The organism is Candidatus Aminicenantes bacterium (genome assembly GCA_026393855.1).
Classification (GTDB): Bacteria; Acidobacteriota; Aminicenantia; order Aminicenantales; family UBA4085; genus UBA4085.
The window spans coordinates 1-26,904 of the sequence record JAPKZJ010000088.1 but is presented as its reverse complement, the minus strand read 5'-3'; the positions used below and the strand labels follow the sequence as shown (position 1 = coordinate 26,904).

General features: G+C 63.6%; 18 protein-coding genes and 1 tRNA gene. 14 read left to right on the top strand and 5 right to left on the bottom strand.

Translation table 11 applies throughout. The features are described from left to right. Positions 1–258 precede the first annotated feature (258 nt). Positions 259–332, bottom strand: a tRNA-Arg gene (locus NTZ26_10840). Between the two features lie 155 nt (positions 333–487). Here NTZ26_10840 and NTZ26_10835 point away from each other — a divergent pair. Beyond that, positions 488–1,621 (top strand): glycosyltransferase family 4 protein, encoded by a 1,134-nt coding sequence (locus tag NTZ26_10835; protein MCX6560990.1) that lies wholly within the window; start codon positions 488–490, stop codon positions 1,619–1,621. A gap of 24 nt (positions 1,622–1,645) precedes the next feature. Here the strand turns inward: NTZ26_10835 and NTZ26_10830 are convergent, their stop codons facing one another. After that, entirely contained in the window at positions 1,646–2,998 is a 1,353-nt protein-coding gene (locus NTZ26_10830; GenBank protein ID MCX6560989.1) for a ribonuclease H-like domain-containing protein, read from the bottom strand. Positions 2,999–3,065: 67 nt separating this feature from the next. Here NTZ26_10830 and NTZ26_10825 point away from each other — a divergent pair, with 67 nt between their 5' ends. The 13 genes from NTZ26_10825 to NTZ26_10765 all read left to right on the top strand — a co-directional run bounded on the left by NTZ26_10825 (position 3,066) and on the right by NTZ26_10765 (position 21,912). Next, positions 3,066–4,559, top strand: coding sequence for a rhamnulokinase (locus tag NTZ26_10825; GenBank protein MCX6560988.1), 1,494 nt, complete (start codon positions 3,066–3,068; stop codon positions 4,557–4,559). Further along, positions 4,556–5,821 (top strand): L-rhamnose isomerase, encoded by a 1,266-nt coding sequence (locus NTZ26_10820; protein ID MCX6560987.1) that lies wholly within the window; start codon positions 4,556–4,558, stop codon positions 5,819–5,821. The genes NTZ26_10825 and NTZ26_10820 overlap by 4 nt, the downstream gene beginning before the upstream one ends. 58 nt (positions 5,822–5,879) lie before the next feature. Then, complete coding sequence (locus tag NTZ26_10815) at positions 5,880–7,325, top strand: HEAT repeat domain-containing protein (protein ID MCX6560986.1); 1,446 nt, start codon at positions 5,880–5,882, stop codon at positions 7,323–7,325. Position 7,326: 1 nt separating this feature from the next. Continuing rightward, positions 7,327–8,754 (top strand): HD domain-containing protein, encoded by a 1,428-nt coding sequence (locus NTZ26_10810; protein ID MCX6560985.1) that lies wholly within the window; start codon positions 7,327–7,329, stop codon positions 8,752–8,754. Between the two features lie 37 nt (positions 8,755–8,791). Next, complete coding sequence (locus NTZ26_10805) at positions 8,792–11,083, top strand: family 78 glycoside hydrolase catalytic domain (GenBank protein MCX6560984.1); 2,292 nt, start codon at positions 8,792–8,794, stop codon at positions 11,081–11,083. A 480-nt stretch (positions 11,084–11,563) separates the two neighbouring features. Then, positions 11,564–12,256, top strand: coding sequence for a thioredoxin family protein (locus NTZ26_10800; protein ID MCX6560983.1), 693 nt, complete (start codon positions 11,564–11,566; stop codon positions 12,254–12,256). Positions 12,257–12,426: 170 nt separating this feature from the next. Beyond that, positions 12,427–13,722 (top strand): alkaline phosphatase family protein, encoded by a 1,296-nt coding sequence (locus NTZ26_10795; GenBank protein ID MCX6560982.1) that lies wholly within the window; start codon positions 12,427–12,429, stop codon positions 13,720–13,722. Beyond that, the gene (locus NTZ26_10790; protein MCX6560981.1) at positions 13,722–15,869 is read left to right on the top strand and encodes an alkaline phosphatase family protein; all 2,148 of its coding nucleotides are present in this window, start codon (positions 13,722–13,724) and stop codon (positions 15,867–15,869) included. The genes NTZ26_10795 and NTZ26_10790 overlap by 1 nt, the downstream gene beginning before the upstream one ends. Positions 15,870–15,873: 4 nt before the next feature. Then, on the top strand, positions 15,874–17,859 hold the full coding sequence (locus NTZ26_10785) for an alkaline phosphatase family protein (protein ID MCX6560980.1): 1,986 nt from the start codon (positions 15,874–15,876) through the stop codon (positions 17,857–17,859). Between the two features lie 10 nt (positions 17,860–17,869). After that, positions 17,870–18,061: a hypothetical protein gene (locus tag NTZ26_10780; GenBank protein ID MCX6560979.1), complete on the top strand. Its 192-nt coding sequence runs from the start codon at positions 17,870–17,872 to the stop codon at positions 18,059–18,061. Between the two features lie 13 nt (positions 18,062–18,074). Next, positions 18,075–18,905 (top strand): hypothetical protein, encoded by an 831-nt coding sequence (locus NTZ26_10775; protein MCX6560978.1) that lies wholly within the window; start codon positions 18,075–18,077, stop codon positions 18,903–18,905. A gap of 91 nt (positions 18,906–18,996) precedes the next feature. Beyond that, positions 18,997–19,416: a hypothetical protein gene (locus tag NTZ26_10770; GenBank protein ID MCX6560977.1), complete on the top strand. Its 420-nt coding sequence runs from the start codon at positions 18,997–18,999 to the stop codon at positions 19,414–19,416. 273 nt (positions 19,417–19,689) lie between these two features. Further along, positions 19,690–21,912, top strand: coding sequence for an NADP-dependent isocitrate dehydrogenase (locus NTZ26_10765; protein MCX6560976.1), 2,223 nt, complete (start codon positions 19,690–19,692; stop codon positions 21,910–21,912). Here NTZ26_10765 and NTZ26_10760 read toward each other — a convergent pair. The 3 genes from NTZ26_10760 to NTZ26_10750 form a co-directional block, all read right to left on the bottom strand. Continuing rightward, positions 21,907–24,090, bottom strand: coding sequence for a cyclic nucleotide-binding domain-containing protein (locus NTZ26_10760; protein MCX6560975.1), 2,184 nt, complete (start codon positions 24,088–24,090; stop codon positions 21,907–21,909). The genes NTZ26_10765 and NTZ26_10760 overlap by 6 nt on opposite strands. 125 nt (positions 24,091–24,215) lie before the next feature. Continuing rightward, positions 24,216–25,613, bottom strand: coding sequence for a sigma-54 dependent transcriptional regulator (locus NTZ26_10755; GenBank protein ID MCX6560974.1), 1,398 nt, complete (start codon positions 25,611–25,613; stop codon positions 24,216–24,218). 11 nt (positions 25,614–25,624) lie between these two features. Next, positions 25,625–26,866, bottom strand: a complete 1,242-nt coding sequence (locus tag NTZ26_10750; protein MCX6560973.1) for an ATP-binding protein — start codon at positions 26,864–26,866, stop codon at positions 25,625–25,627. Positions 26,867–26,904 lie beyond the last annotated feature (38 nt).

Below are 26,904 nucleotides of genomic sequence, written 5' to 3'. Positions count from 1 at the left end.
CCGAACCAGACAATGGCGCCAGTAATGATTTTTCGGTTCGTCCCCATATCCTTATTGACCCTTAGATTTCGATTGTTCCGATCATAACAAAATCAATTCCTGAAACAAAGATGCATCTTTTCTTTTCCCACAGTGGCGACTATTTGGCGACTCCATTGCTAAAAAGGGCTTAAAATTGCTTAAGCGGACTTAAAGATGGAAATAAGGCAGTTTCTTGGATATGCCTGATTTATAAGGCTTTCAGGGGGGATTTAAGAGCGCGCCAGGCAAGACTCGAACTTGCGACCTTCTGATTCGTAGTCAGGCGCTCTATCCAACTGAGCTACGGGCGCGCCTGCAAGCCGGGCTATTATGCCAAAAACCCCCGTCCGCCGCAATCCCCGTCCGCCGTTGACATCTCCCCGACTCGAAATTATGCTCTCCTCAGGCTTTAGCCGGAAAGGCGATGGATCGTGAGACTCGGGAATTCGCAGTAAAAGTGATCTGATTGAATAAGCTGATCTTCCACATCGACGACAGCCGCAACCTGCGCGGCGGAGAAAGACAAGTTCTCTATCTTGCCTCCGAGCTGGAAAAGCATGATTGCAAGAACGTCATCGTCTGCAGGCCGAACTCCCCCCTGGAAAAAGAGGCTCTCAAGCTCGGGATCGAAACAGATCATATCCCCTTTCATTTCGAATGGGATCTCCGGGCGGCTTACCTTCTATCCCGGAAGGTCAAGAAGGCGGCTCGGAAGTTCGATATCCAGGCGCCGCCGATCCTTCACTCGCACACGGGCCATGCGGCTGCGGCAGTTTGGCTCACCCGTCGCTTCGTGAAGGCCGTGACGATCGCCCATCGGCGGGTGGATTTCAAGGTCCCGAACAAGCCCCTGTCACGCCGGAAATACCGAAGCGCGGACCTCATCATCGCCCTATCCAAGGCCATCGAGCAAATCCTCATCGATTCGGGCATCGACGGGGCCAAGATCCGGGTCATTCCCTCGGCGGTCGATCTCGCCGCGTTTTCGGGAAAACCGGATCGCGCTTTCAGAGAGCATCTGCTCCGAGACCTGAACATCCCGGCCGATGCCATCCTCATCGGGTCGTTGATGGCACTAGTGCCTCACAAAGACCCCTTGAGTCTGGTCGCCGCAGCCGGCCAAGTCATTCAAGCCGACAAGCGATGTCATTTTATCGTCGGCGGCGAAGGCCCGCTCCTCGAAGACATCCAAGCGTTGACCGCGAAGCTTGGGATCACGAGCCACTTCCACTTGCTGGGCTATCGCGAAGACAATGTAAATCTTCTCCGGGCCATGGATATCTTCGTTCTCGCCTCGCGGGAAGAAGGCCTGGGCAGCGCCCTCATCGAAGCCATGGCCTGCGGATTGCCCGTCGTCGGGACCGACGCCGGCGGGATCCCCGAGCTTATCGAAAACGAGCGTAATGGTTTTGTCGTTCCCAAACAAAATCCCGCCGCGCTGGGCCAAGCCATTCTCCAACTGGCCGGCGACGCCGGCTTGCGGGAAGCCTTTGCGCGCCGCTCCCTCGAATTGAGCCGAAAGTATTCGTCGCTAAAGATGGCGGCGAAGACGCTGTTGGTTTATGAAGAGGCTTCGCGCGCGGCTCAAAAGCACTTCTAGCCGCCGCCGCTCCCCATCCACGGCCTAGGCCTTCTTCGCCCGCGTCCTTTTCGGCTTAGCCGGCTCCCCCGCCACCAATCGCTGGATCTTGACCTCCAGACGAGTGATCCGTTTGGCGAAGTCCTCCTCGAAGGGATCCCCCGACTTGCGGGCTAGGTGAAGCCCCTCTTCGGCGGTCCGCAGGGCTTCGGCGAAATTACGCGATTGGTGTTCATGGTACATGGCCAGCTCGCGGAAGCCAAAGAGCTGGTCCATTGTGCTTAAATCCTTCCAGAGGGATACGGCCTTGTCCCAGTCGGCGGTCTTCTTGAAATGGATCGACAGCTTGCGCTTGACCGTGGTCTCGATCGTCCCCGTCAAGCCGCCGCCGATGGCCCGTTCGAATAAGACGACCGAGCGCTCGACGTTCCCCATCGTCTCAAAGAGCCGACCGACGCCGACCAGGTCCAGAGCATCGAGGACAGCCTCATCCTCCGTCGCCTGGCCGCTCTTGAACAATCGGGCCCCCTGGATGACCAGGCCGAGAAGCGACAGGATGTCCTCCTGATTATGGTAGAGGATCGGCTCGATCTGGCCGAAGTCGCCGGTGCGCAAGTAATCGAAATAGCGAAACGGGATCTCCGCCCCCGGGATATCCTCGGAGCGGTCGGCGGCCACGACCTCGCGGGCCAGGTGGGAGAGCCGGCAGGACTCGTGCTTGTGCCGCCAGAGATGGCGGGCGGAAAAGAGAAAGTCGAGGTGAGGCAGATCGGTCAACCGCAGCTTCTTGCGCTTGAGGACGAACCTCGTTTCGAGCAAGGGCAGGTCAAAAGCCTTGCCGTTGTAGGTGACGACGGAGCGGAAGCCGCCCTCTTCGAAGAGGCGCGCCAGCTCCTCGAGCATGCGCTCTTCTTCGCCCGGCTCGCTCAAGAAATATTGGGCCACGACGAAGCCTCCGTCGCGAAAATAGCCCAGCCCGACCAGGAACGGGATCGTTCCCGTTCCTCCCGCCAACCCGGTCGTCTCGAGATCGAGAAAAAGCGCGGTGTCCAAGCCCAGCCCCTGGAACTCTTCGTCCCGGCTTAGATAGTAGAGCGTTTCGCCGTCGATCCGCAGCCCATCCCCCACCGTGATCCGACCATATCGGACTTGGGGGGAATAGGTGTTCTCGAAGTACTGCAGGGGCTCGCCGGACGGCTCCTCCCGCGAAGGTCGCGCCGGCGCTTCGGCCTTCTTGGGCTTGGCCGCACCGGTCAGATGGATCAGCTTCTCCAGCTTCTCCTTGGTCGTCAGGTCGTCCGTCTTGGCGATCCGGGACCAGGCGTCCTCGATCGAGCGGCCGCGCTTGTGGACCTCCCGCTCCTTCTTGTGGTGGGCCAGCTGGTCTTTGATGTCCATGCGTTCCGCTTTGAAAATCATGATACAGGATTTGACCGCCGTCCGCCAAACCAATATATATAGGGGCGTGAGCGACCGTCATTTTCTGGCCTTCGACATCGGCGCCGAGAGCGGCCGGGCCATCGTCGGCACGATCTCCGGCGGCCGCATCGGCCTGCGCGAGATCCACCGCTTTCCCAACGCCCCGATCGCGCTCTTCGGCCGCCTGCACTGGGACATCTATGCCCTTTTAGAGGAGATGAAGAAGGGTTTGGCCGCCTGCGCCTCCGAAGTCCCTTCGATCGAAAGCATCGCCGTCGACACCTGGGGTGTGGACTTCGGCCTGCTGGCCGCCGACGGCAGCCTGCTCGGCCTGCCCTTCGCCTATCGCGATCCGCGCAACATCCCGGCCATGCAGGCCTTCCTGGCCAAGATGCCGGCGGACCGGCTCTACGAGCGGACCGGAATCCAGCTTCTCCCCTTCAACTCGCTCTTCCAGCTCCAAGCCCTGGCCTCGCACAACGCCCCACTCCTCAAAGCCGCCGATCGCCTGCTCTTCATGCCCGACCTCCTGACCTGGTTTATTTCGGGGGTCGCGATCAACGAAGCCACCATCGCCTCGACCTCCCAGATGATCGATCCCCGAACCCGCGACTGGGCCGGCGATCTTCTCGCCTTCCTCGGACTGCCGCCTTCGCTCGTCCGGCGGCCGATCGAGCCCGGCAATCTCGTCGGCTCGCTCCTGCCCGGCTTGGCCCGCGAAACGGGCCTGCGGGCGGTTCCCGTCTCGGCCACCGCCAGCCACGACACGGCCTCCGCCGTGGCCGCCGTCCCCGCCGAAGGCCGCCGCTGGGCCTACATCAGCTCCGGGACCTGGTCGCTCGTCGGCATCGAAACACCGGCACCCCTGATCACGGAGCGGACGCGAGCCCTCAACTTCACCAACGAAGGCGGAGTCGCCGGCACCGTGCGCTTTCTCAAGAATGTGGCCGGGCTGTGGCTCGTCCAGCGCTGCCGCCGACTTTGGGACGCCCAATCCCCGATCGGCTACGACGACCTCAAGCGCCTGGCCGAGGATGCTCCCGCCTTTCGGGCCTTCGTCGACCCGGACGCGCCCGAATTCCTCAATCCCGACGACATGCCCGAAGCGATTCGCGGCTACTGCCGCCGAACCGGGCAAGCTCCGCCCGACGGTCAAGGCCCCATCATCCGCTGCGTCCTCGAAAGCCTGGCCCTCAAATACCGCGCGGTGTTGGACGACCTGGCTTCGGTTTCGCCCGAGCCCATCGACAAGGTTCACATCATCGGCGGCGGGAGCCAGAACTGGGTCCTTAATCGATTCACGGCCGACGCCACGGGCCGCACCGTCGTCGCCGGCCCGATCGAGGCGACCGCTCTGGGCAACATTCTCGGCCAAGCCCTGGCCCTCGGCTGTGTCGGCTCATTGGAAGAGGCCCGGAGCCTGGCCGCCGCTTCGTTCCGGCTCGAGACCTACGAACCCCGCCCCTCGGCCGGCTGGGATAAAGCCTATGATCGATTCCGCGGCATCGTCGAATCAGGCCGCAAGGGAGAAGCCTCATGACTTCCGCACTCATCGAAAAAAAATATCAGTCCGCCCGCGAGGCCTATGCCGAGCTGGGAGTAGACACCGACAAGGCCCTCCGTACGCTGGCCGAAATCCCGTTGTCCCTCCATTGCTGGCAGGGCGACGACGTGGGCGGGTTCGAAGCCGCCGGCGGCTCGCTCCAGGACGGGGGCCTACAAGTCACGGGCAACCATCCCGGCAAGGCCCGCACGATCGAAGAGCTGCGGCAGGATCTGGACAAGGCTTTTTCCCTCATCCCGGGGCCACACCGCCTGAACCTGCACGCCATCTACGGAGATTTCCGCGGCCGCCCGGCCGGCCGGGACGCGATCGAGCCCGATCATTTCCGCGGCTGGGTCGACTGGGCCCGCAACCGCGGCTTGAAGCTGGACTTCAACGCCACCTGCTTTGCCCACCCGATGGCGGCCGACGGCTTCACCTTGAGCCACTGCGACAAGTCCGTCCGCAAGTTCTGGATCGATCACGTCAAGGCCTGCCGCCGCATCTCTCTATTCATGGGGCGCGAGCTCAAGAGCGCCTGCCTCCACAATCTCTGGATCCCCGACGGGTCCAAGGAAGTGCCGGTCGACCGGATCGCGTATCGCGATCGCCTGCGCGAATCGCTGGATGAGATCTTCGAGATCGACCTGGGCGCGGCGATGAAGGACTCGCTCGAGAGCAAGCTCTTCGGCATCGGATCCGAATCCTTCGTCGTCGGCTCGCACGAGTTCTACCTGGCTTATGCCATCGCCAAGAAGAAGCTCGTCTGCCTGGACCTGGGCCATTTCCACCCGACCGAATCCGTAGCCGACAAAATCTCGGCCCTTCTGCCGTTCCTGCCGGGGCTCGTCTTCCATTTGAGCCGCGGCGTGCGTTGGGACAGCGATCACGTCGTCGTGCTCGACGATCCCATCTTGGCCGTGACCGAAGAGATCATCCGCTGCCGAGCCTTGGACAAGATGCACGTCGCCCTGGATTATTTCGACGGCGGCCTCAACCGCGTCGGAGCTTGGGTCACAGGGGCTCGGGCCGTCCAGAAGGGCCTGCTTATCGGACTTCTTCAGCCCGAGGAGCGCCTCTGCAAGGCCGAGGCCGAGTCCGATGCCTTCGCCCGCCTGGCCCTGCGCGAGGAAGCCAAGGCCCTCCCGTTTGGAGCGGTCTGGGACGCCTACTGCGAGGCCCAGGGAGTGGCGGCGGGGCCAGGCTGGATCGCCGACGTCAACGGCTACGAAAAAGGCGTGCTCGCGGCCCGGTCCTGATTTGCCTTTTCGGCGATAATTCTTTATTTTAATAGCGGAAACCCACAAGATAGGCGGCATGCTCGAAAAACCCGCGGCGGCGATTCCCCCGGCCTTCCGGAAAGCCCCCGGCGACGTTTCGCCCGAAACGCTGACCAAGGTAAGGGAATTCCTCGTCGCCCTGGCCGGCATCGCCGGCGGCCTCAAGATCTATCCCCCCGAGCACGCCTCGATCGCCGCCGCCAGGGTGGACGCCTGGGCCAAGCTCCAAACCATCCTCGAGACTCAATGGGAGCTGGAGCTCACGGTCGAGGAGACTTCTTTTCAATTCGCGGGCGAGACGGTCTACGCGGAGACAAACCTGCTCAAGAGCCTGCCCTACCTGATGTTCAAGGACGGCCTGCGCACACTGTCCTTCAAGCGCGAGCTGACCGAGCCGGAGTTTCTGGATCTGTTGGGAATCTTACGGCAGGTCGTCCTCCTTCCGCCCGAGGAAGGCGATATCGTCGCCCTGCTCTGGGAGCGCGATTTCGAGCACATCTCCTATCTTGATTCCGACGATTATCTAGAAGCCAAGATCGGCGCCGTTGAACGGCGATCCTGGGACCGGCCCGTCGATCCGGCCGAGTTGGCCAAAGGCCGCATCGACCTGCGGCCCGAGGACGTGGCCGAGATCGTCAGGCACAGCCTGGAAACGGCGACGGTTGGGACCAAAGACGCATCCAAGGAAGCCGCCGTCAGCGCGGCGGACGCCGCCGCCCTGGCCCGCAACGAAGCCGGCTTCCTCGAATCCGCCTTTGGCGCCGAGCGTTCGATTCCCGCCGAGACATCCTTCCTCGACATCTTCTCCGAGCTCCTCGGCCTGGAAGACCGGCCGGCCGCCCTGGCCTCAATGCTGCAATTCGCCGACAAGCACCATCAGGAGCTGTTGCAGCGCGACGATTTCGTCCACGCCGGCCTCTTGCTGGCCAGGCTGGACGGGCTGAGATCCCAATGCTCCGAGGACTCTCCGATCAAAGTCCAGGATCTGGAGCGCCTAAGCTACCGGATTAAGGACGCGGTCTCGCTGGCCGCCCTGAAGGACGATGTGCTGCGAGGCCGGGTGGACGACGCAGCCGCGTTCTTCGCTTACCTCCAGCGGATCGGCCCCAGAGCCGTCCCCCTGGCCGCCGAACTGTTCGAGGAGATGGAGGACGGCATCTTCCGGTCGGAGGCGTTCGTCTTTCTGGAAAGCGTCGGCCGCCGCAGCCTGGACGCCCTGGCCGGTCTGGCCCGCGATACGATGCCGTTTTTGTCCAAGGGTGTCGTCAACCTGCTCGGCCGGACCAAGGACCGCAAGGCCGTGCCGTATCTGGCCCGCTTCAAGGACTCCAGGATCAAGGCCGTGCGGCTGGAGGCCGTCAAGGCCCTGCTCGAGGTCGGCGACGATCTGGCCTTGAAGATCGTCAAATCCTTTGAAACCGACCCCGACCCCGAGGTGCGCGAGGCCGCGCGCCGCGGGGCGGAGCCCGGACGGGTGACCTGATATGCCCGGCTCCGACGACGCCAAGATCCAGGCTCTGGCCCGCGATTTTCTGACGCAGTTTCACCTGGTCATGAAGATCGCCAAGGTCTACGAGCCGGGCAATCGCTTCGTTCAGGAGAAGATCGGACCCTTGTATCGCGCCCTGACTCTCCTGCTCCACGCCGAAGGGAGCGCCATGTTGCGCGTCCACCACAACGCCCTGTTCTTCAATCGGACCCCGTTGCGCTTCGACGTCTCCAATCAGCATGTCTTCAAGTTCATCGCTTCTGAACTCGCGGCCCGGGGCATCTCGGCCATCGGTTTCTCGGAAGGCCTCTCGCCGGATGAGCTGGCCCGGTTCGTGGCCGTCCTGGCGGCCCGGGAATCCGGCCCGACGACTCCTTTCGACGCCGCCATCGGGCGGCTGCGGGACGCCAAGATCGTCCATATCACTTTGGAAGCCAGTCCGCCCGACGCGGGCGAGGCGAGCCCGGAAGCCCGCACGGCCAAGGCCTACTTCCTGGGCATCGGGATGTTGCGGGAGATCATCGACCGCCAGAAGCGCAAGGGCGGCTTCTCCATGGCCCTGGCCCGGCGTTGGATGCAGGCCATGATCCGGCATTTGAGCAACAACGAGTCTTTCTGCCTGGGCCTGGTCACGATGAAGAACGCCGAGAGCTACCACGCCAACCACGGCGTCAACGTAGCCATTCTCGCGGCCGCCCTGGGTCGGCGTCTCCATCTGCCCCGCAAGGAGCTGGCCGAGCTGGGCATCTCGGCGCTTTTGCACGATCTCGGCACGCTCGAAGTCTCGGCGACCCTCCTGGACAAGCCGTCCGCGCTGACCGAGGACGAGCGGACGCAGCTGGACAAGGAGGCCTTTCAGGGAACACAGAAGCTCATCCCCCTGCAGAGCGGCCAGCCGCTTCCGGTCAAGGCCCTCGAGGTCGCCCTGGAGCATCGTCTGCTCATGGATCAATCCAACCGCAAGTCGGGGGCCGCGGGCCGCTCGATCCACCTGTTCAGCCGCATCGTCCGCATCGCCGATGCCTACGACGCCCTGACCACGCGGCGCGTCTACCGGCCGAAATCCTTCGCGCCGGGAGAGGCCTTGAAGCTCATGGGCGAGAAAGGCGGGCAAGACTTTGATCCCCTCCTGCTCAAAGCCTTCGCCGCGATGATGGGCCCCTTCCCGGTCGGCTCCCTGGTCGCCCTCGACAGCGGCGAGATCGGCCTGGTCATGGAGGCCAATCCCAGTCGGGCGCTGGCCGCCCGGCCCAGGATCAAGCTCATCACGGACGCCGAAGGCCGCAAGCGAAACGGGCCGCTCGTCGAGCTGACCGAACCCGGCCCCGGAGGCAAGAAGTTCAAGCGGACGATCGTCCTGGGCCTCAACGCCGACGCCTACGGCGTTCGCCCCATAGATTATTTCCTGGCCTCGGCCCGCTGACATGGAAGCATCGTCCCCAGGCGCCCGCTGGATCGCCATGCCGAGCCCGAGGCGCTTTCGCACGCCGGGCACAATCCTGCTCGGCCGCTATCGGGGTGACTATATTCAGGCCTTCGGCGTTTATTTTTGGAAGCGTTTCGAGATCCCTTGCGGCGCCCGGCGGCTGCGAATCGAAGTCTGCGGCCTGGGTCTGTGCGAGCTCTATCTCGACGGCCGCAAGGTCGGCGATCGGGTGCTCGATCCCCCGCCCACCGATTACCGGCGACGGGCCTTGCTGACCGTGCACGACATTCCTGCGCCGGCCCAGGGACGACACGAGCTGACGGCGGCGGTCGGCAACGGGCGGCATCTTCCCGCCTTCGGCGGCGGCGATCCCAAGCTCTACGGCCGAATTCTCGCGGATGACGGAACAGGCTTCCGGGCGATCGCCATGACCGACGGGACTTGGCGGGCGGGACACGGCCCGATCCGCGAAAACGGGCTCTATTTCGGCGAGGTCTACGACGCCCGTGTCCGGCTCCGGCCGGCGGGCTGGCGGCGGGCCGTCGAGGTCGAGGGGCCGCGGCTCGAGACAGAGGCGATGCCGCCGATCCGGGTTTGCCGAACGATCGAGCCCCGGACCGTCCAGCGGCCGGAAGCGGGCCGACGAATCGTCGACTTCGGGCGCAACTTCAGCGGCTGGGTCCGCTTTACCGCGCGCGGTCCGGCCGGTTCGAAGCTCGTCATCCGGCACGCCGAGCTCCGGGCCGATTCGGGCGAGATCAACGTTTCGCCCAATCAGGGCGCGGCAGCCACGGATGTCTACGTCTTCGCGGGGCAAGGCCGGGAAAGCCACGAGCCGAGCTTCACCCAGCACGGCTTTCGCTACGCCGAATTCCGCGGGCCCGAAGAGGCGCTCAAGCGGATCAAGATCGAAGGTCGATTCGTCCACACGGACGTGGCCGAGACCGGGCGATTCGGGTGCGGCAGTTCGATCATAAGGGCCATCCACGCCAACGTCCGGCAGGGGCTGCTCTCGAATATGATGGGCCTGCCCACGGACTGTCCCCAGCGCGACGAACGGCATGGCTGGCTGGCGGACGCTCATCTGGCGGCCGAGGCCGCGATCTTGAACTTCGACATGGCCGCGTTCTACCGCAAGTTCCTGCGCGATATCCGCGACGCCCAGGACAGCCGGGGACGAATCCCGGATTTCGTGCCGGCCTACCCGGCCCGCTTGGCGCCGGCCGACCCGGCCTGGGGATCGGCCTATGTCACCCTGGCTTGGCTTCTCTACTGGTATTACGGCGACACGGCCGTCCTGGAAGAGCATTTCGACGGTCTAGTCCGATACGTGGAATTTTTAGCCCGCAGCGCCCGCGGCCATATCATCGAAGGCTTGGGCAAATACGGAGACTGGTGCCCGCCGGGAAGCATCGCGCCTAAAAAGACACCCTTGGCCTTGACGTCGACTTGGTCCTACGCCCACGACACGATGATCCTGGCCCGCATCGCGGCCCGGTTGGGCCGCAAGGCCGACGCCGCCCGGCTCGAAAAGCGGGCGACCGCGATCACGACAGCCTTCAACAAAAGATTTCTTCATGACGGCCAATACGAGGTGCCGCGATCGAGCCCGATCGATCGCTTCGCCGGACAGACATCCAACGCCTTGCCGCTATGGCTGGGGATGGTGCCGTCCGAAGCGAAGACCCGCGTGTTTTCCGCCCTGATCAAGGCCGTGACGGAGGATCAGGACTACCATCTCGACACGGGCATCCTCGGGACGCGCTATTTGCTCGAAGTTTTAAGCCGTGGCGGCCGCGGCGACGCGGCTTTCCGCGTCGTTTCCCAAACAAGCTATCCAGGCTGGGGCTATATGATCCGGGAGGGCGCGACGACCCTCTGGGAGCGCTGGGAGAAGATTACGAGCGGCGGCATGAACTCGCACAACCATGTCATGCTGGCGAGTGTGGATGCCTGGCTATATAAATTCCTGGCCGGCATTCGTTGCACCGCCCCGGGCTGGCGCCGGGCCGTCATCGAACCGCCGAACCTCGAAGGCTGCCGGTCGGCGCGGGCTTCGGTCGCAGCCGGAGGCGGGACGCTTGCGGCGGTTTGGACGAGACGCAAGGACGAATTTACGATAGATGTCCGCGTTCCCGCCGGGACACAGGCCGAAGTGAGGATCCCTCTGCTCTCGGCTCGCTCCATCGTCGAGAATGAAAGCGGGCTGGTCTGGGACGGCCGACGGAACAAACCCGGCCGAGCCGGGGGCGGCGCCGTCCGCCGCGGGGATCGCCTGGTGCTGACGATTCAGGACGAAGCGCGCCGCCTCCGCGTAAAAAAATAGGGGGACAGTATACGTAAATCCCTATTTGTGAGATCATCTCCCATCTCCGGAAGATGAACGCGGATGGGGGTATCGGCCAACGGCGAAATCGCGAGGCCGGCGCCTTTTTCCATAGTTCTCTGAGGGAAGCCAACGGCCGCCGAGGGCTGTTTGAGCACGCGATGATCCAACGGAATCGAAAGGGAGTGGGAGGGCAAGAAGACCGAGTGATCTGGAATGCGCAGTTCCGAGGCGCCGAAGAGAACTGTGGGAAAAGGCGAGAAGAGGCCGAAGCCGCCGGGACGATACCCCTAGCCGCGTTTCCCGGAGTTGGGAGATGAACCTGCTTATTTGGCTTCATCAGATTAAAAACAGCAGGGCTATGGCCAACGATTAAAGGGAAATTGGGATTTACGTATACTGTCCCCCTATTCTTTTGCGTGCTTGCAAAGTCCGCCCGCTTTATATATAATGATTATTGAATATATCAAGGAGAATTTCATGGAGCTTCTCAATAAAGACGTCCGCGAAGCGACAAAGAAACGATTCGAGGAAATGACCGGTCGGGTCAAGATCATCCATTTCACCCAAGAGCCGTCCCGACTCGTTCTGCTCAACGCCCGGCAAAACCAGGACTGCGTCTTCTGCAAGGAGACCAAACAGCTTCTCCAAGAGGTCGCAGACCTGTCGGACAAGATCGATTTCCAGGTCTTCGACTTCAAGGCGGACAAGGAGACGGCAGCCGCCTACGGCATCGAACGGATCCCGGCCACCATCATCATGGGCGATGAAGATTACGGCATTCGCATCTTCGGCATCCCCTCGGGTTACGAATATCAAACCCTGATCGACGACATCGTCGACGTCTCGCTCCGCCTATCCGGCCTCTCTGAAGCGACCAAACAGGCCCTCAAATCGGTCGACAGGGATATCCGGATCCAAGTTTTCGTCACTCCGACCTGCCCCTACTGCGGGATTGCGGTCCGGCTGGCCCACCAGTTCGCCATCGAATCGCCGCGGATCAAGGGCGAGATGATCGAATCGACCGAGTTCCCTGAGCTGTCGGACAAATATAGGGTCCTCGGCGTTCCGAAAACCATCGTCAACGAGACCATCCAGTTCGAGGGGGCAGTGCCCGAGGAAGTATTCCTTGAAAACGTCCTCAAAGCCCTGGCGCCCGCCGAGGCCAAATAGGTTTCGACTCGATATGTATCGATATATCTTATCAATGGCGGACAAATTTCTAGGCGGCGAAAAAAGACGCTTTCGCATGTAATTCCAACGGATTGAAGCGGGCATTTCGCGGTCATCCGGTCGTTTTCAATTGACATCATTCCAATCGGTGTTATAATAATCCGACTTACATGGCTATCCTAAAGAAAAAAAAGGAAAACCGGGTTTGTGTCATCGGTCTGGATGGGGTTCCGCATAGCCTCCTCCTCGACCTGGCCAAAAAAGGGGTAATGTCGACGGTCGGCCGGATCATCGATGCCGGCCACCTGCATCAGATGAAGGCCAGCCTGCCGGAAATCTCCGCCGTCAGTTGGACCAACTTCATGACGGGGACCAACTCGGGCACCCACGGAATCTTCGGCTTCACCGATCTGAAGCCGAAGTCGTACGAGCTGCGCTTCCCCAATTACGCCGACGTCAAGGCACCCGTCTTCTGGGACGAGCTGGGCAAGCGAGGCAAGAGGTGCGTCATCATCAACCAGCCTTCAACCTACCCGGCGCGCCCGCTCAACGGGGTCATGATTTCCGGGTTCGTGGCCATCGACTTGGGCAAGGCCGTCTTCCCGCCCGAGATCAAAGTCCCCTTGGAGCAGTCGGGCTATCAGATCGACATCGACACACTCAAAGCCCGCGAAAACCACGGCTTCCTCTGGCAGGAGCTGATCAAGACCATGATGGGCCGCCAGAAGGCCCTGAACATGTTCTGGGAAGAGCCTTGGGATTATTTCGAGTTCGTCATCACCGGGACGGACCGCCTGCATCACTACCTCTGGCCGGCCGTGGTCAATCCGGACCACCCCCACCACCAGAACGTCCTTGAGTATTACCGCCAAATCGACCGGGTCATCAACAAGATCTACAGCACGTTCCGCAAGACCCCGGGCGACGACGAAAACATTTTCTTCCTCTCCGATCACGGCTTCTGCGCCATCCACCAGGAGGTCTACCTGAACGCCTGGCTGGAGAAGGAGCGCTTCCTCAAGTACGCCAAGAACCAGCCGATCGGCCTGGAGGATATCTCGCCCAAAGCGGTCGCTTTCGCCCTCGACCCCAACCGCATCTACCTCCACTACCGCGAACGCTACCCCAACGGCCAGGTCAAGCTCAGCGAGGCCAAGCCGATCAAGGAGCAGATCGTCCATAAGCTTAAAAAGCTTGAATTCCAAGGCCGCAAGGTCGTCCGCGAAGTGTATTACGCCAAGGACATCTATTCCGGCCCCCTGGTCGGCAAAGGCCCCGATCTGATCGTCGTCTCCGAGCCCGGTTTCGACATGAAGGGCTCGGTCAAGAAGAAAGAGATCTTCGGCCGCACGCCCGGGCTGCACGGCATGCACACCTGGGACGATGCGTTTTTCTTGTCCAAATCGGACTTCGGCGCCTCGTTGGCCATCCAGGACACGGCCAAGATCATCATGGACCGATTCTGATGCCCCGCCGCCGCCATAAGTTCTTCCTGGCGGCCGCAGTCCTGCTGGCTCTGGGGCTCCCCCTCTCCGCCTATATCGGCCCCGGCGCCGGGTTCGCCTTCCTCTCGTCCTTCCTGGTCCTGTTTCTGACCTTCATCCTGGCGATCTTCTCTTTCCTGTCCTGGCCGTTCCGCCTTCTCTGGCGGCTTATCCGCGGCGGCAAGGCCTATAAAAACAGCCAAGTGGACCAGGTCGTGGTCGTCGGCCTGGACGGCATGGCCCCCGAGCTGGCGGAAAAATGGATGGCCGAGGGCAAGCTCCCCAATCTGGCCAAGCTGAAGACCGAGGGCTTCTACGGACGCCTCCAAACGACGACGCCGGCCATCTCGCCGGTGGCCTGGTCGTCCTTCATGACCGGCGCCAACCCGTCCAAGCACAACATCTACGACTTTCTAAGCCGCGACCCGCGGACCTATCTGCCCGACCTCTCCTCGGCCCGCATCGGCCCGCCCAAGCGAACCCTCAAGCTGGGCCGGTATCGTGTGCCGCTCTCCAAGCCGGTCATCCAGGGCTTGCGCCGGAGCGTCCCGTTCTGGAAGATCCTGGGCGAGAACGGCGTCTTTTCTACCGTCCTCCGGGTACCGCTGACCTTTCCGGCCGAAAAATTCAAGGGGCACCTGCTGTCCGGCATGTGCGCCCCCGACCTCAAGGGCAGCCAGGGAACCTTCGCCTTCTACACCAGCGACCCGGCCAAGATCGGCAAGCGCGAAGGCGGCGTCTTCTTCCCGGTCGAAGTCCGCGACGGCCGGGTCGAGACATTCCTCTCCGGGCCCGAGAATACGATGCTCGAAAAGCCGGTCGAGATCCGCCTGCCGATGCGGATCAAGCTGGACCGGGCCAAGGGCGAAGCGGCGTTAGAGGTATCCGGGCAGAAGTTCAAGCTCGAGAAGGGCGAGTTCTCCCCTTGGATCCGGCTGACCTTCAAGGCCGGGCTGGGGATCAAGATCCGGGGCATCGCCCGCTTCCTCGTCTCCCAGATCGAGCCCCACTTCGAGATGTACGTAACCCCGCTAAACATCGACCCCGAGAAGCCGGCCCTGCCGATCTCCCATCCGCTCATCTACTCGGTCTATCTGGCCAAGCTCCTGGGGAGCTTTATCACCCTGGGCGAAGCCAACGACACTTGGGCCCTCAACGAGGGCGCCCTGTCCGAGCGCGACTTCCTCACCCTGACCTACGCCAACCACATGGAATGGGAGCGGATGTTCTTCAACGCCATCGCCAAGACCCGGCGCGGCTTCGCCATGTGCGTCTTCGAGACGACCGACAGCCTGTCCCACATGTTCTGGCGCTACCTCGACAAAGACCACCCCGCCCTCAAGGCCGGCCCGGCCGAGATGAGCGCCCAGGTCATGGAAGATCTCTTCGTCCGGATGGATGAGATGATCGGCCGGGTCCGGGCGGCCATGAGCCCGCGAAGCGCCCTGTTCGTCATGTCCGACCACGGCTTCAAGCCCTTCCGCCGCGGCGTCAACCTCAACACCTGGCTGCTTCGGAACGGCTACCTGGCTCTAAAGGAAGGCGCCGACGGGCGGGAGGAATGGTTCAAGGGCGTGGATTGGTCGCGGACCAAAGCCTACGCCCTCGGCCTGGGCGGAGTCTACATCAACCAGAAAGGCCGCGAGGCCCAGGGCATCGTGGCCCCGGGTACTGAGGCCAAGGCCCTGCGGCTCGAGCTGCAAACCAAGCTGACCCGGCTTAAAGACGGCGAAAAAGGCGAAACCGCGATCAACCGCGCTTTCGACCGGGACGAGATCTACGGCGGTCCTTACAAAGACAACGCGCCCGACCTCATCATCGGCTATAACACGGGTTACCGGGCCTCCTGGGAATCGGTGACGGGTGTCGTCACCCCCAATGTCTTCTCCGACAACCTCAAGTGCTGGAGCGGCGACCACTGCATCGATCCGGCCTGCGTGCCGGGAGTCCTGTTCTCAAACCTCAAGCTTGCGGCGGGCTCGCCGTCGATCATGGACGTGGCCCCGACCGTGCTGGAGCTTTTCGGCCTGCCCACTCCGGCCCACATGGACGGCCAGTCCCTCCTGGCCGAGACAAAACCGGCCGCCCCCGCCAAGCCGCTCTCTAAGGGCAAGAAGCCAAAGAAGTGAGACGATGAATAGACGCCAGTTCATCCGCTCGACCGCCGGGGCCGCCTCCCTGATGGCCCTATCCGGCAAGCCGGGCCTCGCGGCGCCGCTGCGGACCGCCGGCCGGAAAGCCACCCGCAAGAAGATTCTGGTCCTGGGCTTCGACGGCATGGACCCCCACATGACCCGGCAATGGATGGAGGCCGGGATCCTGCCGACCTTCCGCAAGCTGGCCGCCCAGGGCGGCTTCCGCCCGCTGCGGACGAGCATCCCGCCGCAGAGCCCGGTGGCCTGGTCCAACTTCATCGCCGGAACCAACCCGGGCGGACACGGCATCTTCGACTTCATCCACCGCGACCCGAAAACCTACATCCCGCTCTTCTCCGCATCCTCCATCGAAGGCGCGGCCAAGACTCTGCGGCTGGGCCGATGGCTGCTGCCGATCAAGAGCGGTGAGGTTCGGAACCTCCGCCAGGGCCGGGCCTTCTGGCAGGTCCTGGAGGATCACGACGTTCCCTCCACGATCTTCAAGATGCCGGCCAACTATCCTCCCGTCCCCTCCCGCCAGCGGACGCTCTCCGGCATGGGCACGCCCGACATCCTCGGGGATTACGGTACCTGCAACTACTATACGACCGAGGCCAAAGCCGTTAACCTGGACTTGGGCGGAGCGCGGGTGCACGAGGTCTACGTCATCGGCAACCGGGTGGATGCCAAGCTGCCCGGCCCGGCCAACTCCTTCAAGGTGGGCGCGCCGGAATCGGCCGTCGACTTCAAGGTCTACCTCGACCCCGTCCACGCGGTGGCCAAAATCGTCCTGCCGGACCAGGAGTTCATCCTCCGAGAGAAGGAGTGGAGCGGCTGGAAGCGCGTCCGCTATCCCCTCATCCCGACCCAGAGTGTCAGCGGCATCTGCATGTTCTTGCTCAAGGAAGTCCGGCCGCATTTCAAGCTCTATGTGACGCCCGTCAACATCGACCCGGCCGACCCGGCCCTGCCGATCTCCACCCCGGACGGGTACGCTCCGGAGCTCGAAAAAAAGTTCGGCCCGTTCTTCACCAAAGGCCTCCCCGCCGATACCAGCGCCCTGGACAACGACCTCCTGGACGAAGCCGAGTTCCTGGCCCAGGACGAAATGATCCTCGAAGAAAGCCGGGCCATGCTCGACGACGAGCTCGGCCGGTTCGATTCGGGCCTGCTCTTCTTTTATATCTCCAGCACCGACCAGCGCCAGCATATGTTCTGGCGGCTGATGGACGACAAGCATCCGGCCTACGACCCTAAGCTGGCGGCGGCCTTCGGCGACACCATCCGCAAGACCTACCAGCAGGCCGACGCCGTCCTGGCCCAAGCCCTGGCCCGGATCGACAAGGACACCATCGTCCTGGTCATGTCCGACCACGGCTTCAACCCCTACTACCGCAGCTTCAACCTCAACACCTGGCTCAAGCAGGCCGGTTACCATCGGTTCGGCAACGAGTTCAAGCAGGAGGAGCTGGAGATGGCCTTCCCCAGCACCGACTGGTCACGGACCAAAGCCTATGGGCTGGGCCTCAATGCCCTCTACCTCAACCAGCGCGGGCGCGAGGGCGAGGGCATCGTGGCGCCGGGAGCCGAAAGCGAGGCCCTGGTGGATGAGATCTGCCGGCGGCTCGAAGAGTTCAAGGACCCCAAGACGGGCCAGAACGTCGTCCTCAAGGCCTACCGGGCCAAGGACGTCTACCAGGGTCCCGCCGCCGTCTCCGCCCCCGACATCATCCTGGGCTTTAACCGGGGCTACCGGATTTCGTTCCAATCTCCGCTCGGCCGCATTCCCCGCGAGGTCCTCGAGGACAACACCGCCAAGTGGAGCGGCGATCACATGGGCGCGGCCGAGACATTGCCGGGCATTTTGCTCTCGAACCAGCCCGTGCAGGCGGAGTCGCCCGCCCTCTACGACCTGACCGCCACGATTGCCGACGTCTTCGAGGCCGAGAAGCCCAAGGATTACATCGGCCGCTCGATATTCTGAGAGGAGTCCCATGGCCAGCGAAAAGATCAAGCTCGACAAGGACCTGATGGACCGGGTCCGCAAGTTCGCCGCGATGGCCGGCTATTCCTCGGCTGAGGAGTTCGTCGCCCACTGCCTGGAGAAGGAGATCGCCGGGCTGGAAACGAGCGACTCCGAGGACGAGATCAAGAAGAAGCTCAAGGGACTCGGCTACATCGGGTGAGGCGGGAGAAGAAATGATCGGCATCCTGAATGCGGCCATAAACGGGCTGTTCGACGCCCTATTCGCCGTCCTGCGCCCGCTCGGGCCGGCCGGCGCCATGGCCGCGCTCTCGCTTCTGGTGGGCCTGTTCATGCTCTTCATCTTCAAGAAAACCTCGAATCAGGCCGGCATCAGGCGGTCCAAGGACCGGATCAAGGCCCATCTTCTCGAGCTGCGCCTGTACAAGCGCGATTTCGGCCAGACCATGCGCTCCCAGGGCGGCATCCTGAAGGCCAACGGGCAGTACGTCCTTTACGCCGTCAAGCCGATGCTGGTCATGATCATCCCCATTCTTCTCGTACTCATCCAGCTCGATGCCCGCTTCGGGGCCCGCGCCTTGCGGCCCGGCGAGACGGCTCTGGTCAAGGTCAAGGTCGACGCCTCGGTCGCGTTGGGGGACGCGGAACCCGTCCTGGAGACTCCTGCGGGGATCGTCGTGGAAACGCCGCCCCTGCGGATCGAGGAGGAGCACGAGGTCGACTGGCGCATCCGGGCCGCGGCGGCGGGACGGCACGAGATGACGGTCCGGATCGGCGGCCTGGTCGAGACGAAGGGAGTGGCGGTCGGGATCGGCGCCCCGGCCAAGATCTCGCCGCTGCGGATCCGCCGCGGCGGCCTCGACGAGCTCTTCCATCCCGGCGAAAAGCCCCTGCCGCGCGGCTCCGCCATTGCCTCGATCGAAGTAACCTATCCGGGAACGCGGCTGAATTACTTCGGCTGGCGGATGCACTGGCTGGTGGCGTTCTTCCTGCTCTCGATCGTCTTCGGCTTCGGCCTCAAGGGCCTCTTCAAAGTCGAGATCTGAGCCGGTCGGAAAAAGCCAAAAAAATCCCGCTTGTATTCCTCTTTTCTCTTGTGATATGAAAAGGGCACGTCTTTCGAGAGGAGAGGAACTCATGAAAAAAACGCTCGTTTTCGCCTGCGCCGTCCTGCTCATCCTGACCGCCGCCGCCTGCAAGGGCGGGGGCAAGTATGCCGACGTCACGAAGGTCATGAACAAGTACATCGAGGCGACCGAGAAATTCGCTACCGCGATGGAAGGCGTCAAGAGTGCGGACGACTGCGTCAAAGCCATCGAAGCCTACACGGTCGTAGCCAAGGAAGTCGGCCCCGAGCTCAAGGGCTTCGAGGCCAAGTACCCCGAGTTCAAGGACATGCAGAATCCCCCGGCCGAGCTCAAGCCGATCGTTGACCGGGCCCAAGCCGTCGCCACCAAGATGATGGGCTCGATGAGCAAGATCGCCGAGTACGCCTCCGACCCCAAGGTCCAGGCAGCCCAGGCCAAGCTGACCGAGGCCATGGGCTCGATGCGGTAAGACCGCGCCGAAGCGCGGGGTTCCGGCGATCCCGGGACCCCGCGCTTCCCTCTTTTCATCCCTGATCTCCCCCGCTCCAGCGGAGTTATTTGCCCGTCTCCCGGGCTTCCTTGACGCTCGCAATTATTTCCGATATCTTAGCCATCCCTTAGGGCGAACCTGACGGAGCCGCGGTATCGGATGCCCCGATGGCCCGCGGCCCGCAATCCCGGCCCCGAGGGGCCCCGCCGGGGAATCTATCACCGAATGGGTATTCCTAAGGGAGGAGACACCATGAGCACGCACAAGATCATTTGGACCGAGACGGACGAAGCGCCGGCGCTGGCGGCGTATTCCCTGCTTCCGATCATCCAAGGCTTCACCAAGGGGACGGGCGTCTCCGTCGAAGCGAGCGACATCTCCCTGGCCGGCCGGATCATTGCGAACTTCCCCGACTTTCTGACCGAGAGCCAGAGGATGCCCGATCATCTGGCCCAGTTGGGCGAGCTGGCTTTGACGCCGGAAGCCAACATCATCAAGCTGCCGAACATCAGCGCCTCGCTCCCCCAGCTCCAGGAGGCGATTCAAGAGCTGCAGGCGCAGGGCTTCAAGCTCCCCCCTTATCCCGAGAGCCCCAAGACCGAGGCTGAGAAAGAGATCCAGACCCGCTACGCCAAGGTCCTGGGCAGCGCCGTCAACCCCGTGCTCCGCGAGGGGAATTCGGATCGCCGGGCGCCGCTCTCGGTCAAAGCTTTCTCCAAAAAGCACCCCCACAAGCTGGGCCCCTGGAGCCCGGACAACAAGGCCCATGTCGCGCATATGACCGGGGGCGATTTCTACGGCAACGAAAAGTCCATGGTCATGGACGAGGGCGGCGACTTCCGGATCGAGCTGGCCGGCGCCGACGGCACGACGAAAGTCCTCAAGGACAAGCTGACCGCCCTGCCGGGCGAGATCCTCGACGGCACCTTCATGAGCCGCAAGGCCCTGCGCGCCTTCTACGAAGAGCAGATCGGGGAGGCCAAAGCCCAAGGTCTGCTGCTGTCGCTGCACCTGAAGGCGACGATGATGAAGATCTCGGACCCGATCATGTTCGGCCACGCCGTCTCGGTCTTCTACCGGGAAGCCCTGGACAAGCACGCCGCGACGCTGGCCGAGGTCGGGATGAACGTCAACAACGGACTGGGCGATCTCTACGCCAAGATCAAGAGCCTGCCCGAAGCCAAGCGGGCGGAGATCGAAGCCGATATCCAAGCCGTCTACGCCAAGCGGCCGGCCCTGGCCATGGTCGATTCCGACCTGGGCATCACCAACCTCCACGTTCCGAGCGACATCATCGTCGACGCCTCTATGCCCGTGGTCGTCCGCGAGTCGGGCCAGATGTGGGGCTCTGACGGCAAGCTCCACCAGACCTTGGCTATGATCCCGGACCGCTGCTACGCCACGACCTACAAGACGATCATCGAGGACTGCCGCCAACACGGCGCCTTCGACCCGGCCACCATGGGCAGCGTCCCCAACGTGGGCCTGATGGCCCAGAAGGCCGAGGAATACGGATCGCATCCGACGACCTTCGAAATCCCGACCGACGGCACGGTCCGGGTCGTCACGGCCGCGGGCCGGGTGCTGATGGAGCACCGGGTCGAAGCGGGCGACATCTGGCGGATGTCCCGGGCCAAGGACATTCCCATCCGGGACTGGGTCAAGCTGGCCGTCAAGCGGGCCCGGGCGACCGGAGCCCCGGCCGTGTTCTGGCTGGACAAGAACCGGGCCCACGACGCCCGGATGATCGCCAAGGTCGAGACATACTTGAAGTCCCACGATACGGCCGGGCTGGAGATTAAGATCCTGGCCCCGATCGAGGCGATGAAGTATTCGCTGGAGCGGATCCGCAAGGGGCTGGATACGATCTCCGTAACGGGCAACGTCCTACGCGACTACTTGACCGATCTATTCCCCATCCTCGAGATCGGGACCAGCGCCAAGATGCTGTCCATCGTGCCGCTGCTGGCCGGCGGCGGGTTGTTCGAGACGGGTGCCGGCGGCTCGGCCCCCAAGCACGTCCAACAGTTCGAAAAAGAAGGCTACCTGCGCTGGGACTCCCTGGGCGAGTTCTCGGCTTTCGCGGCCTCGCTGGAGCACTTGAGCTCCGCCTTCCATAACGACAAGGCCAAGGTCCTGGCCGACACCCTCGACCAGGCCATCGCCAAGTTCCTGGACAACAACAAATCCCCCGCCCGCAAGGTCGGCCAAATCGACAACCGGGGCAGCCATTACTATCTGGCTCTGTACTGGGCCCAAGCCCTGACCGAACAAACCAAGGACAAGGAATTGCAGGCCCGGTTTGCGGCCGTCGCCAAAGCGCTTGGAGACAACGAAGCCCGGATCGCGGCCGAGCTGATCGCGGCCCAGGGCAAGCCCGTAGACCTGGGCGGCTATTACCGGCCGGACAAGGCTAAAACGTCCCGGGCCATGCGGCCTTGCGCGGTCTTGAACGCGATCGTGGACGCGCTATAGCGTCGCGGCCTCGCAAGTGCCGGCCGATTTCGGCCCAAAGAACGCCCGCAGAGGCGAACCGGCCGGCAGCGCATCGAGCCGGCCCTGGGTATAAACGTACGCCGCTTGCGCGGTCTTCTCGATGGCTTTGAAGTCGAGGATGCCGATCCCCTTGACGGGGGGCTCCAGGCTCAGATCCGCGTCCGCCTTCACGGCGTCGGCGCTTTTACGGCACCCCGTCATGATGGTCGCCATCATGATCTCGGCCACGTTCGGGGCCAGAATCGCCTTTTTCCAAGGCAGAATCCGGCTCCAGAAAATCTTCCCCGCGGACGGGAACTCGGTGAATGCGGGACTCATGTTCTCCCGCGAGTCCACGTCCACGGTGATGACGATCCCGGCCCGCCGCCTCATGATGTCCCCTGGAAGATTGTTCATGACCCCGCCGTCGACGTGGACGGCGCCGTCATGGACGAGGGGCACCATGATCCCCGGCAGGGACGAGCTGGTCCGGGCGGCCGTCCAGAGCGGACCTTCGCTGTGCACCTTCACGTCGCAGGCGCCGAGATTGGAGGAGACGCAGAAATAACCCAGCCAGAGGTCCTCGATCCGAGCCTCGCCGTAGGCCCGGCGCGCGGCCCGGTCGATCTTGCGGCTGCGCAGGAGTGCGACCATCGGGAAGGTATAGTCGCTGAACGGCTTGCCCTTCTGAAATGTCTCCCGGCAGAGCTCGGTCAGGCGATCGGCGTCCATGCCCATGGCAATCCCGCCGCCGAGGATGGCGCCGATGCTCGCGCCCGCCACCAGGTCGACCGGAATACCCCGTTCCTCCAGGGCCCGCAGGACTCCCAGATGGGCCATCCCGCGCGCCCCGCCGCCGCCCAAGACCAACCCGACCGAACGGCGGCTGACGATCCGGGCCAGGCGGGAGAAGTCGGCCTCCAGGTCCCAGCGCAGATGCTGATGACCCGCCAAACGGCGCGCCGAAAGCCAAGCCATCGTGCCGGTCGGCAGCTCGCGGCCGTCCGGGTGGATCAGGACCAGGGTTTGCGGGGCGGCCGTAGGGTCCGCAGCGTCCCGAAGGCAGTCCTTCTCGATGCCGATGACGGCGGGGTCGTCCCCCGCCCGGGCGACGATCATAACCTGGTCGGCCCGTTTGAGGCAGCGCCGGGTCCACGGGGTGGCCTCGGCGTCCGCTTCGTAAAGAACGAAATCATGGTTGGCTTCCAGATCCTCCAGCCAAGCTAGGAGTCCGAGATGGAGAGGGTCGTCGTCGGCGGCATGGGCGATGTCCGCGGTCGCCGAGAGCTCCGCCGCGATCGTGCCGCTGGCCAGGCGGACGGCCCGATCCGAGAGAGACAAGGCGGCATGAAGCCGGCGGGCGAAATCGTCCAACGGAACCCCGGGGCCGGCGGGCACCAAGGCGATGTTGACCGCGCAGCGCCGCTCCGGCGTCCGATCCCGCTCCTTCAACCGGCTCACCAGGATTCGCATGATCGTCAGGCTGACTTCGGGATACAATTTGTTGATTTCTTCAAAATCGGCCTTGGTCAGCCGCACCAGGTCGCTGTCGCGGACGGCGCGGACGGTGGCCATCCGCTTTTCCCCGGACAGGATCGCCATCTCGCCCACGATCTCGCCCCGGAAGACCGTCCCGATCGCTTGGGCCTCCTGCTTCTCGCCGTCAGCGACGACATGCAGCAGGCCGTGGATCAAAAAGTACAGGCTGTCCGCCTCATCGCCCGCGGCGAACAGCGTCTCGCCCCGGTCCAAGTGCACCCAGGCAAAGCGCGGCTCGATGAAAGCGTACTTGTCCACGTCGATCTCCCCAAAGTAGGCGGATAGGATCTTCAGCCATTGCGTTCGGCGGAGCCGCAGCCTCACCAGATCGAGAATGCCGCTCTTGACCTCCGGATTCCGGGCTACGACGGCCGCCACGTCCTCGGCCGCCAGGCGGGCCAGCCTTGTCTTTTCCGCGGCCGCGACCGTCGCGTTGCGCCGCCCGCCCATGAGGACGGCAATCTCCCCGACCAGCGAGCCCGGCCCCATCCGGCCGACGACGAGCGGGGCGCACCCGGCATCCTCCCGGGAGGCGAGCAGCAGGCCGGATTGGACGATATAGATGGCATCGGCGGCGTCGCCCTGCCGAAACAGAACGTGCCCGGCCTCGAGATCGATCCAGACGATCGATTTGGCCATGTCCTCAAGCGCCCGATCACCGAATCCCTCGTACAGCTTCAGGAATTCGATGTTCGCGCGGAGGACTTCGGCGGAGGGAAGGCTTTCGTTATGGATGGGATGCTCCTTTCGCCGCGGGTCTCGGCTCAGCCGATCCCGAGCGCTTTCATCTTATTGAACAGGGTCTTGCGGCTGATCCCCAGGCGCTGGGCGGCCAGGGTGCGGTTGCCGCCGGCTTCCTGAAGGGCCTTCTCGATCAAAGCCCTGGCCGTGCTGTCGGCCGCCGTATGAGCCGCATCCAGGAGCGACCCGGCGGTTGCGTCGGAATCCCCGTGCGGCGGGCCTTCGGCCTCATCGCGCCCGCGGAAGCCGGCGCCGCGGATGCGGGCCGGCAAAATCGAAACATCCAGCCGGTCTCCCTCCGCGTGGACCATGGCTTCATAGATCACGTTCTCCAGCTCGCGAACGTTGCCGGGCCAGGCATAGTCCATGAGCGCGTCCAGAAAGTCCGGCGAAAGCGCCTGGATCTCCTTGCGGAGCTCTTTCCCGTACTTCCGCAGAAAGTGCTCGCTCAGAAGCGGGATGTCCTCCGCCCGCTCGCGCAGCGGCGGCAGACGAAGCGAGAGCACGGCCAGCCGGAAATAGAGGTCCTCCCGGAAGGCGCCCTTGCGGACCTCGCTTTCCAGATCCTTGTTGGTGGCCGCGATGACCCGGACATCGACCGGGATGGTCCGCGTACCGCCGACCTTGACGATCTCGCGCTCGCCCAGGGCCCGCAGAAGCTTGACCTGGGCCTCCAGCGGCAGCTCGCCGATCTCGTCCAGGAAGATCGTCCCCCGCTGGGCCATCTCGAACTTGCCCGTCGACTCCGTCTTGGCGTCGGTGAAAGCGCCCTTGCTGTGGCCGAAGAACTCGGACTCGATGAGGTCGCGCGGGATGGCCCCGCAGTTGACCACGACGAACGGCCCCTCGCGGCGCGGGCCGGCAAAGTGGAGGGCCCGGGCGACCAGCTCCTTGCCGGTGCCGCTCTCGCCCGTCAGAAGGAGGGTGCCGTCGACCCGGGCGATGCGGTCCATCATCTGGAAGATGGAGTTCATCCGGGCGCTCGTGCCGACGATCTCGGTGAAGCGGTAGCGGGAGCTCAATTCGGCCCGCAACCCCTCGACCTCGGCCTCCAGGCGCTTGACCTCGAGAGCCCGCTCGATAAGCAGGAACAGCTCTTCGTTGTCGACTGGTTTTTCCAGGTAGGCGTAGGCGCCGCGCTTGGTGGCTTCGACCGCGTTGCGGATCGTCCCGAAGGCGGTGATGACGATGACCCGGCAGGAGGGCAACCGCTCCCGGACGCCGGCCAGGACATCCAAGCCCGACATGTCCGGCAGGTTCATGTCCAGGAGCAGAACGTCCGGGACAAAAGTCAGGGCCCGGGCCAGGCCTTCCCGACCGTTGGCGGCGCTTTCGACGGCGAAGCCCTGCTCGGCCAGCAGGAGGGAGAAGATGTCGCGGATATTTTGTTCGTCGTCGACGATAAGAATTTTAAATTTCACGGCCCCTCGCTTCAATCCAGCGGCAGGTGGATGAGAATGGTCGTCCCCTGGCCGGCCCGGCTCTTGACCTCGATGTCGCCCCCGTGAGACTTGACGATATTGTAGCAGATTGAGAGCCCCAGCCCGGTCCCGCTTTTTTTCGTCGTGAAGAAGGGGTCGAAGATGCGGTCCAGGTTCTCTTCGGGAATGCCCTCGCCCGTATCGATCACGGAAACCAGGACCTTCCGGACCGGCTTGACGGCCGCCTCGACCCGCAGCTCGCCGCCCCCCGGCATGGCCTGGATAGCGTTCAGGAGGATGTTGAGGAAGAGCTGCTTGAGCTGGGAGCGATCGCCCTGGACGAATAGAGGCTCGGCCCCAAACTCGCGCCGCGCGACGACGCCTTTGGCCCGAGCTTGGAAGGAGACGAGATTCAGGCTTTCGTCGAGCGTTTCGCGCAGGTCGTGGCGCTCGCGAACGATCTCGGTAGGCCTGGAAAAGGCCAGCAGAGCCGAGACGATGTCGTTGATGCGGGCGGTCTCCTGCAGGGCGGCGCCGAGGAGCTTGCGGGTCGCCTCGTCGGGGTTCTTGGCTTCCAGGTACTGGAGCGAGGAGCGGATCGCGGTCAGAGGGTTGCGGATCTCGTGGGCGGCGCCCGCGGCCAGCTCGCCCACGGTGGCCAGCCGGTCGGCGCGCGACATGCGGCGGAAGCGCTCGCGCTGCTCCTTGAACAGCAGCGCGTTTTCCAGGGCGATCCCGGCCTGGGGCAGAAGGGCCCGGATGAAGGAGACTTCCAGCCGGGTGAACGACTCGCCCTTCGGTTTAGCGCCCACGAGGAGGATGCCGATCAGCCGGTTCATCGAGATCAGCGGGAAAGCAATCTCGATGCCCAGGGCGGCCAGCGTCCCGGCCTCCTTGGGCGTCAGATAGTCCTCCAGGCCGGGCCGGCGGGCCAGCTCGAGATGAGTCTCGTTGACTTTGAGCCATTTGGCCAGCCGGGAGTCGCGGGGGAAGACGGCCGTCCGGCTTTCGTCCTCCCCGACGCCGACGGTGGCGGCGGGGACGAAGCGGCCGCTGTCCCCGTCGTGGACAAGCAGGATCAGCTTGGGCCCGGCGCAGACCTCCTTGATCTTGCCCAGGAAGTTGCGGGCGATCTGGTCGTAGTCCTCGATCAGGTTGACGCCGGCTTCGAACTCGCGGAAGACGAGCAGCGGCAGCTTCTCGTCGCGGCGGCGGCCGGGTCGAAGGGCGGCAAGGATCCTCTTCAGGGCCATGGGGGCATTATATCAATTCATTGAATTCCCAGACACAT

Bases quoted from the DNA above. Each gene is read 5' to 3' on its own strand.
- NTZ26_10775 (MCX6560978.1), top strand. From the start codon at position 18,075: ATGATCGGCATCCTGAATGCGGCCATAAACGGGCTGTTCGACGCCCTA.
- NTZ26_10805 (MCX6560984.1), top strand. From the start codon at position 8,792: ATGCCGAGCCCGAGGCGCTTTCGCACGCCGGGCACAATCCTGCTCGGC.
- NTZ26_10780 (MCX6560979.1), top strand. From the start codon at position 17,870: ATGGCCAGCGAAAAGATCAAGCTCGACAAGGACCTGATGGACCGGGTC.
- NTZ26_10830 (MCX6560989.1), bottom strand. From the start codon at position 2,998: ATGGACATCAAAGACCAGCTGGCCCACCACAAGAAGGAGCGGGAGGTC.
- NTZ26_10785 (MCX6560980.1), top strand. From the start codon at position 15,874: ATGAATAGACGCCAGTTCATCCGCTCGACCGCCGGGGCCGCCTCCCTG.
- NTZ26_10765 (MCX6560976.1), top strand. From the start codon at position 19,690: ATGAGCACGCACAAGATCATTTGGACCGAGACGGACGAAGCGCCGGCG.
- NTZ26_10820 (MCX6560987.1), top strand. From the start codon at position 4,556: ATGACTTCCGCACTCATCGAAAAAAAATATCAGTCCGCCCGCGAGGCC.
- NTZ26_10760 (MCX6560975.1), bottom strand. From the start codon at position 24,090: ATGGCCAAATCGATCGTCTGGATCGATCTCGAGGCCGGGCACGTTCTG.
- NTZ26_10800 (MCX6560983.1), top strand. From the start codon at position 11,564: ATGGAGCTTCTCAATAAAGACGTCCGCGAAGCGACAAAGAAACGATTC.
- NTZ26_10810 (MCX6560985.1), top strand. From the start codon at position 7,327: ATGCCCGGCTCCGACGACGCCAAGATCCAGGCTCTGGCCCGCGATTTT.
- NTZ26_10815 (MCX6560986.1), top strand. From the start codon at position 5,880: ATGCTCGAAAAACCCGCGGCGGCGATTCCCCCGGCCTTCCGGAAAGCC.
- NTZ26_10750 (MCX6560973.1), bottom strand. From the start codon at position 26,866: ATGGCCCTGAAGAGGATCCTTGCCGCCCTTCGACCCGGCCGCCGCCGC.
- NTZ26_10795 (MCX6560982.1), top strand. From the start codon at position 12,427: ATGGCTATCCTAAAGAAAAAAAAGGAAAACCGGGTTTGTGTCATCGGT.
- NTZ26_10770 (MCX6560977.1), top strand. From the start codon at position 18,997: ATGAAAAAAACGCTCGTTTTCGCCTGCGCCGTCCTGCTCATCCTGACC.
- NTZ26_10790 (MCX6560981.1), top strand. From the start codon at position 13,722: ATGCCCCGCCGCCGCCATAAGTTCTTCCTGGCGGCCGCAGTCCTGCTG.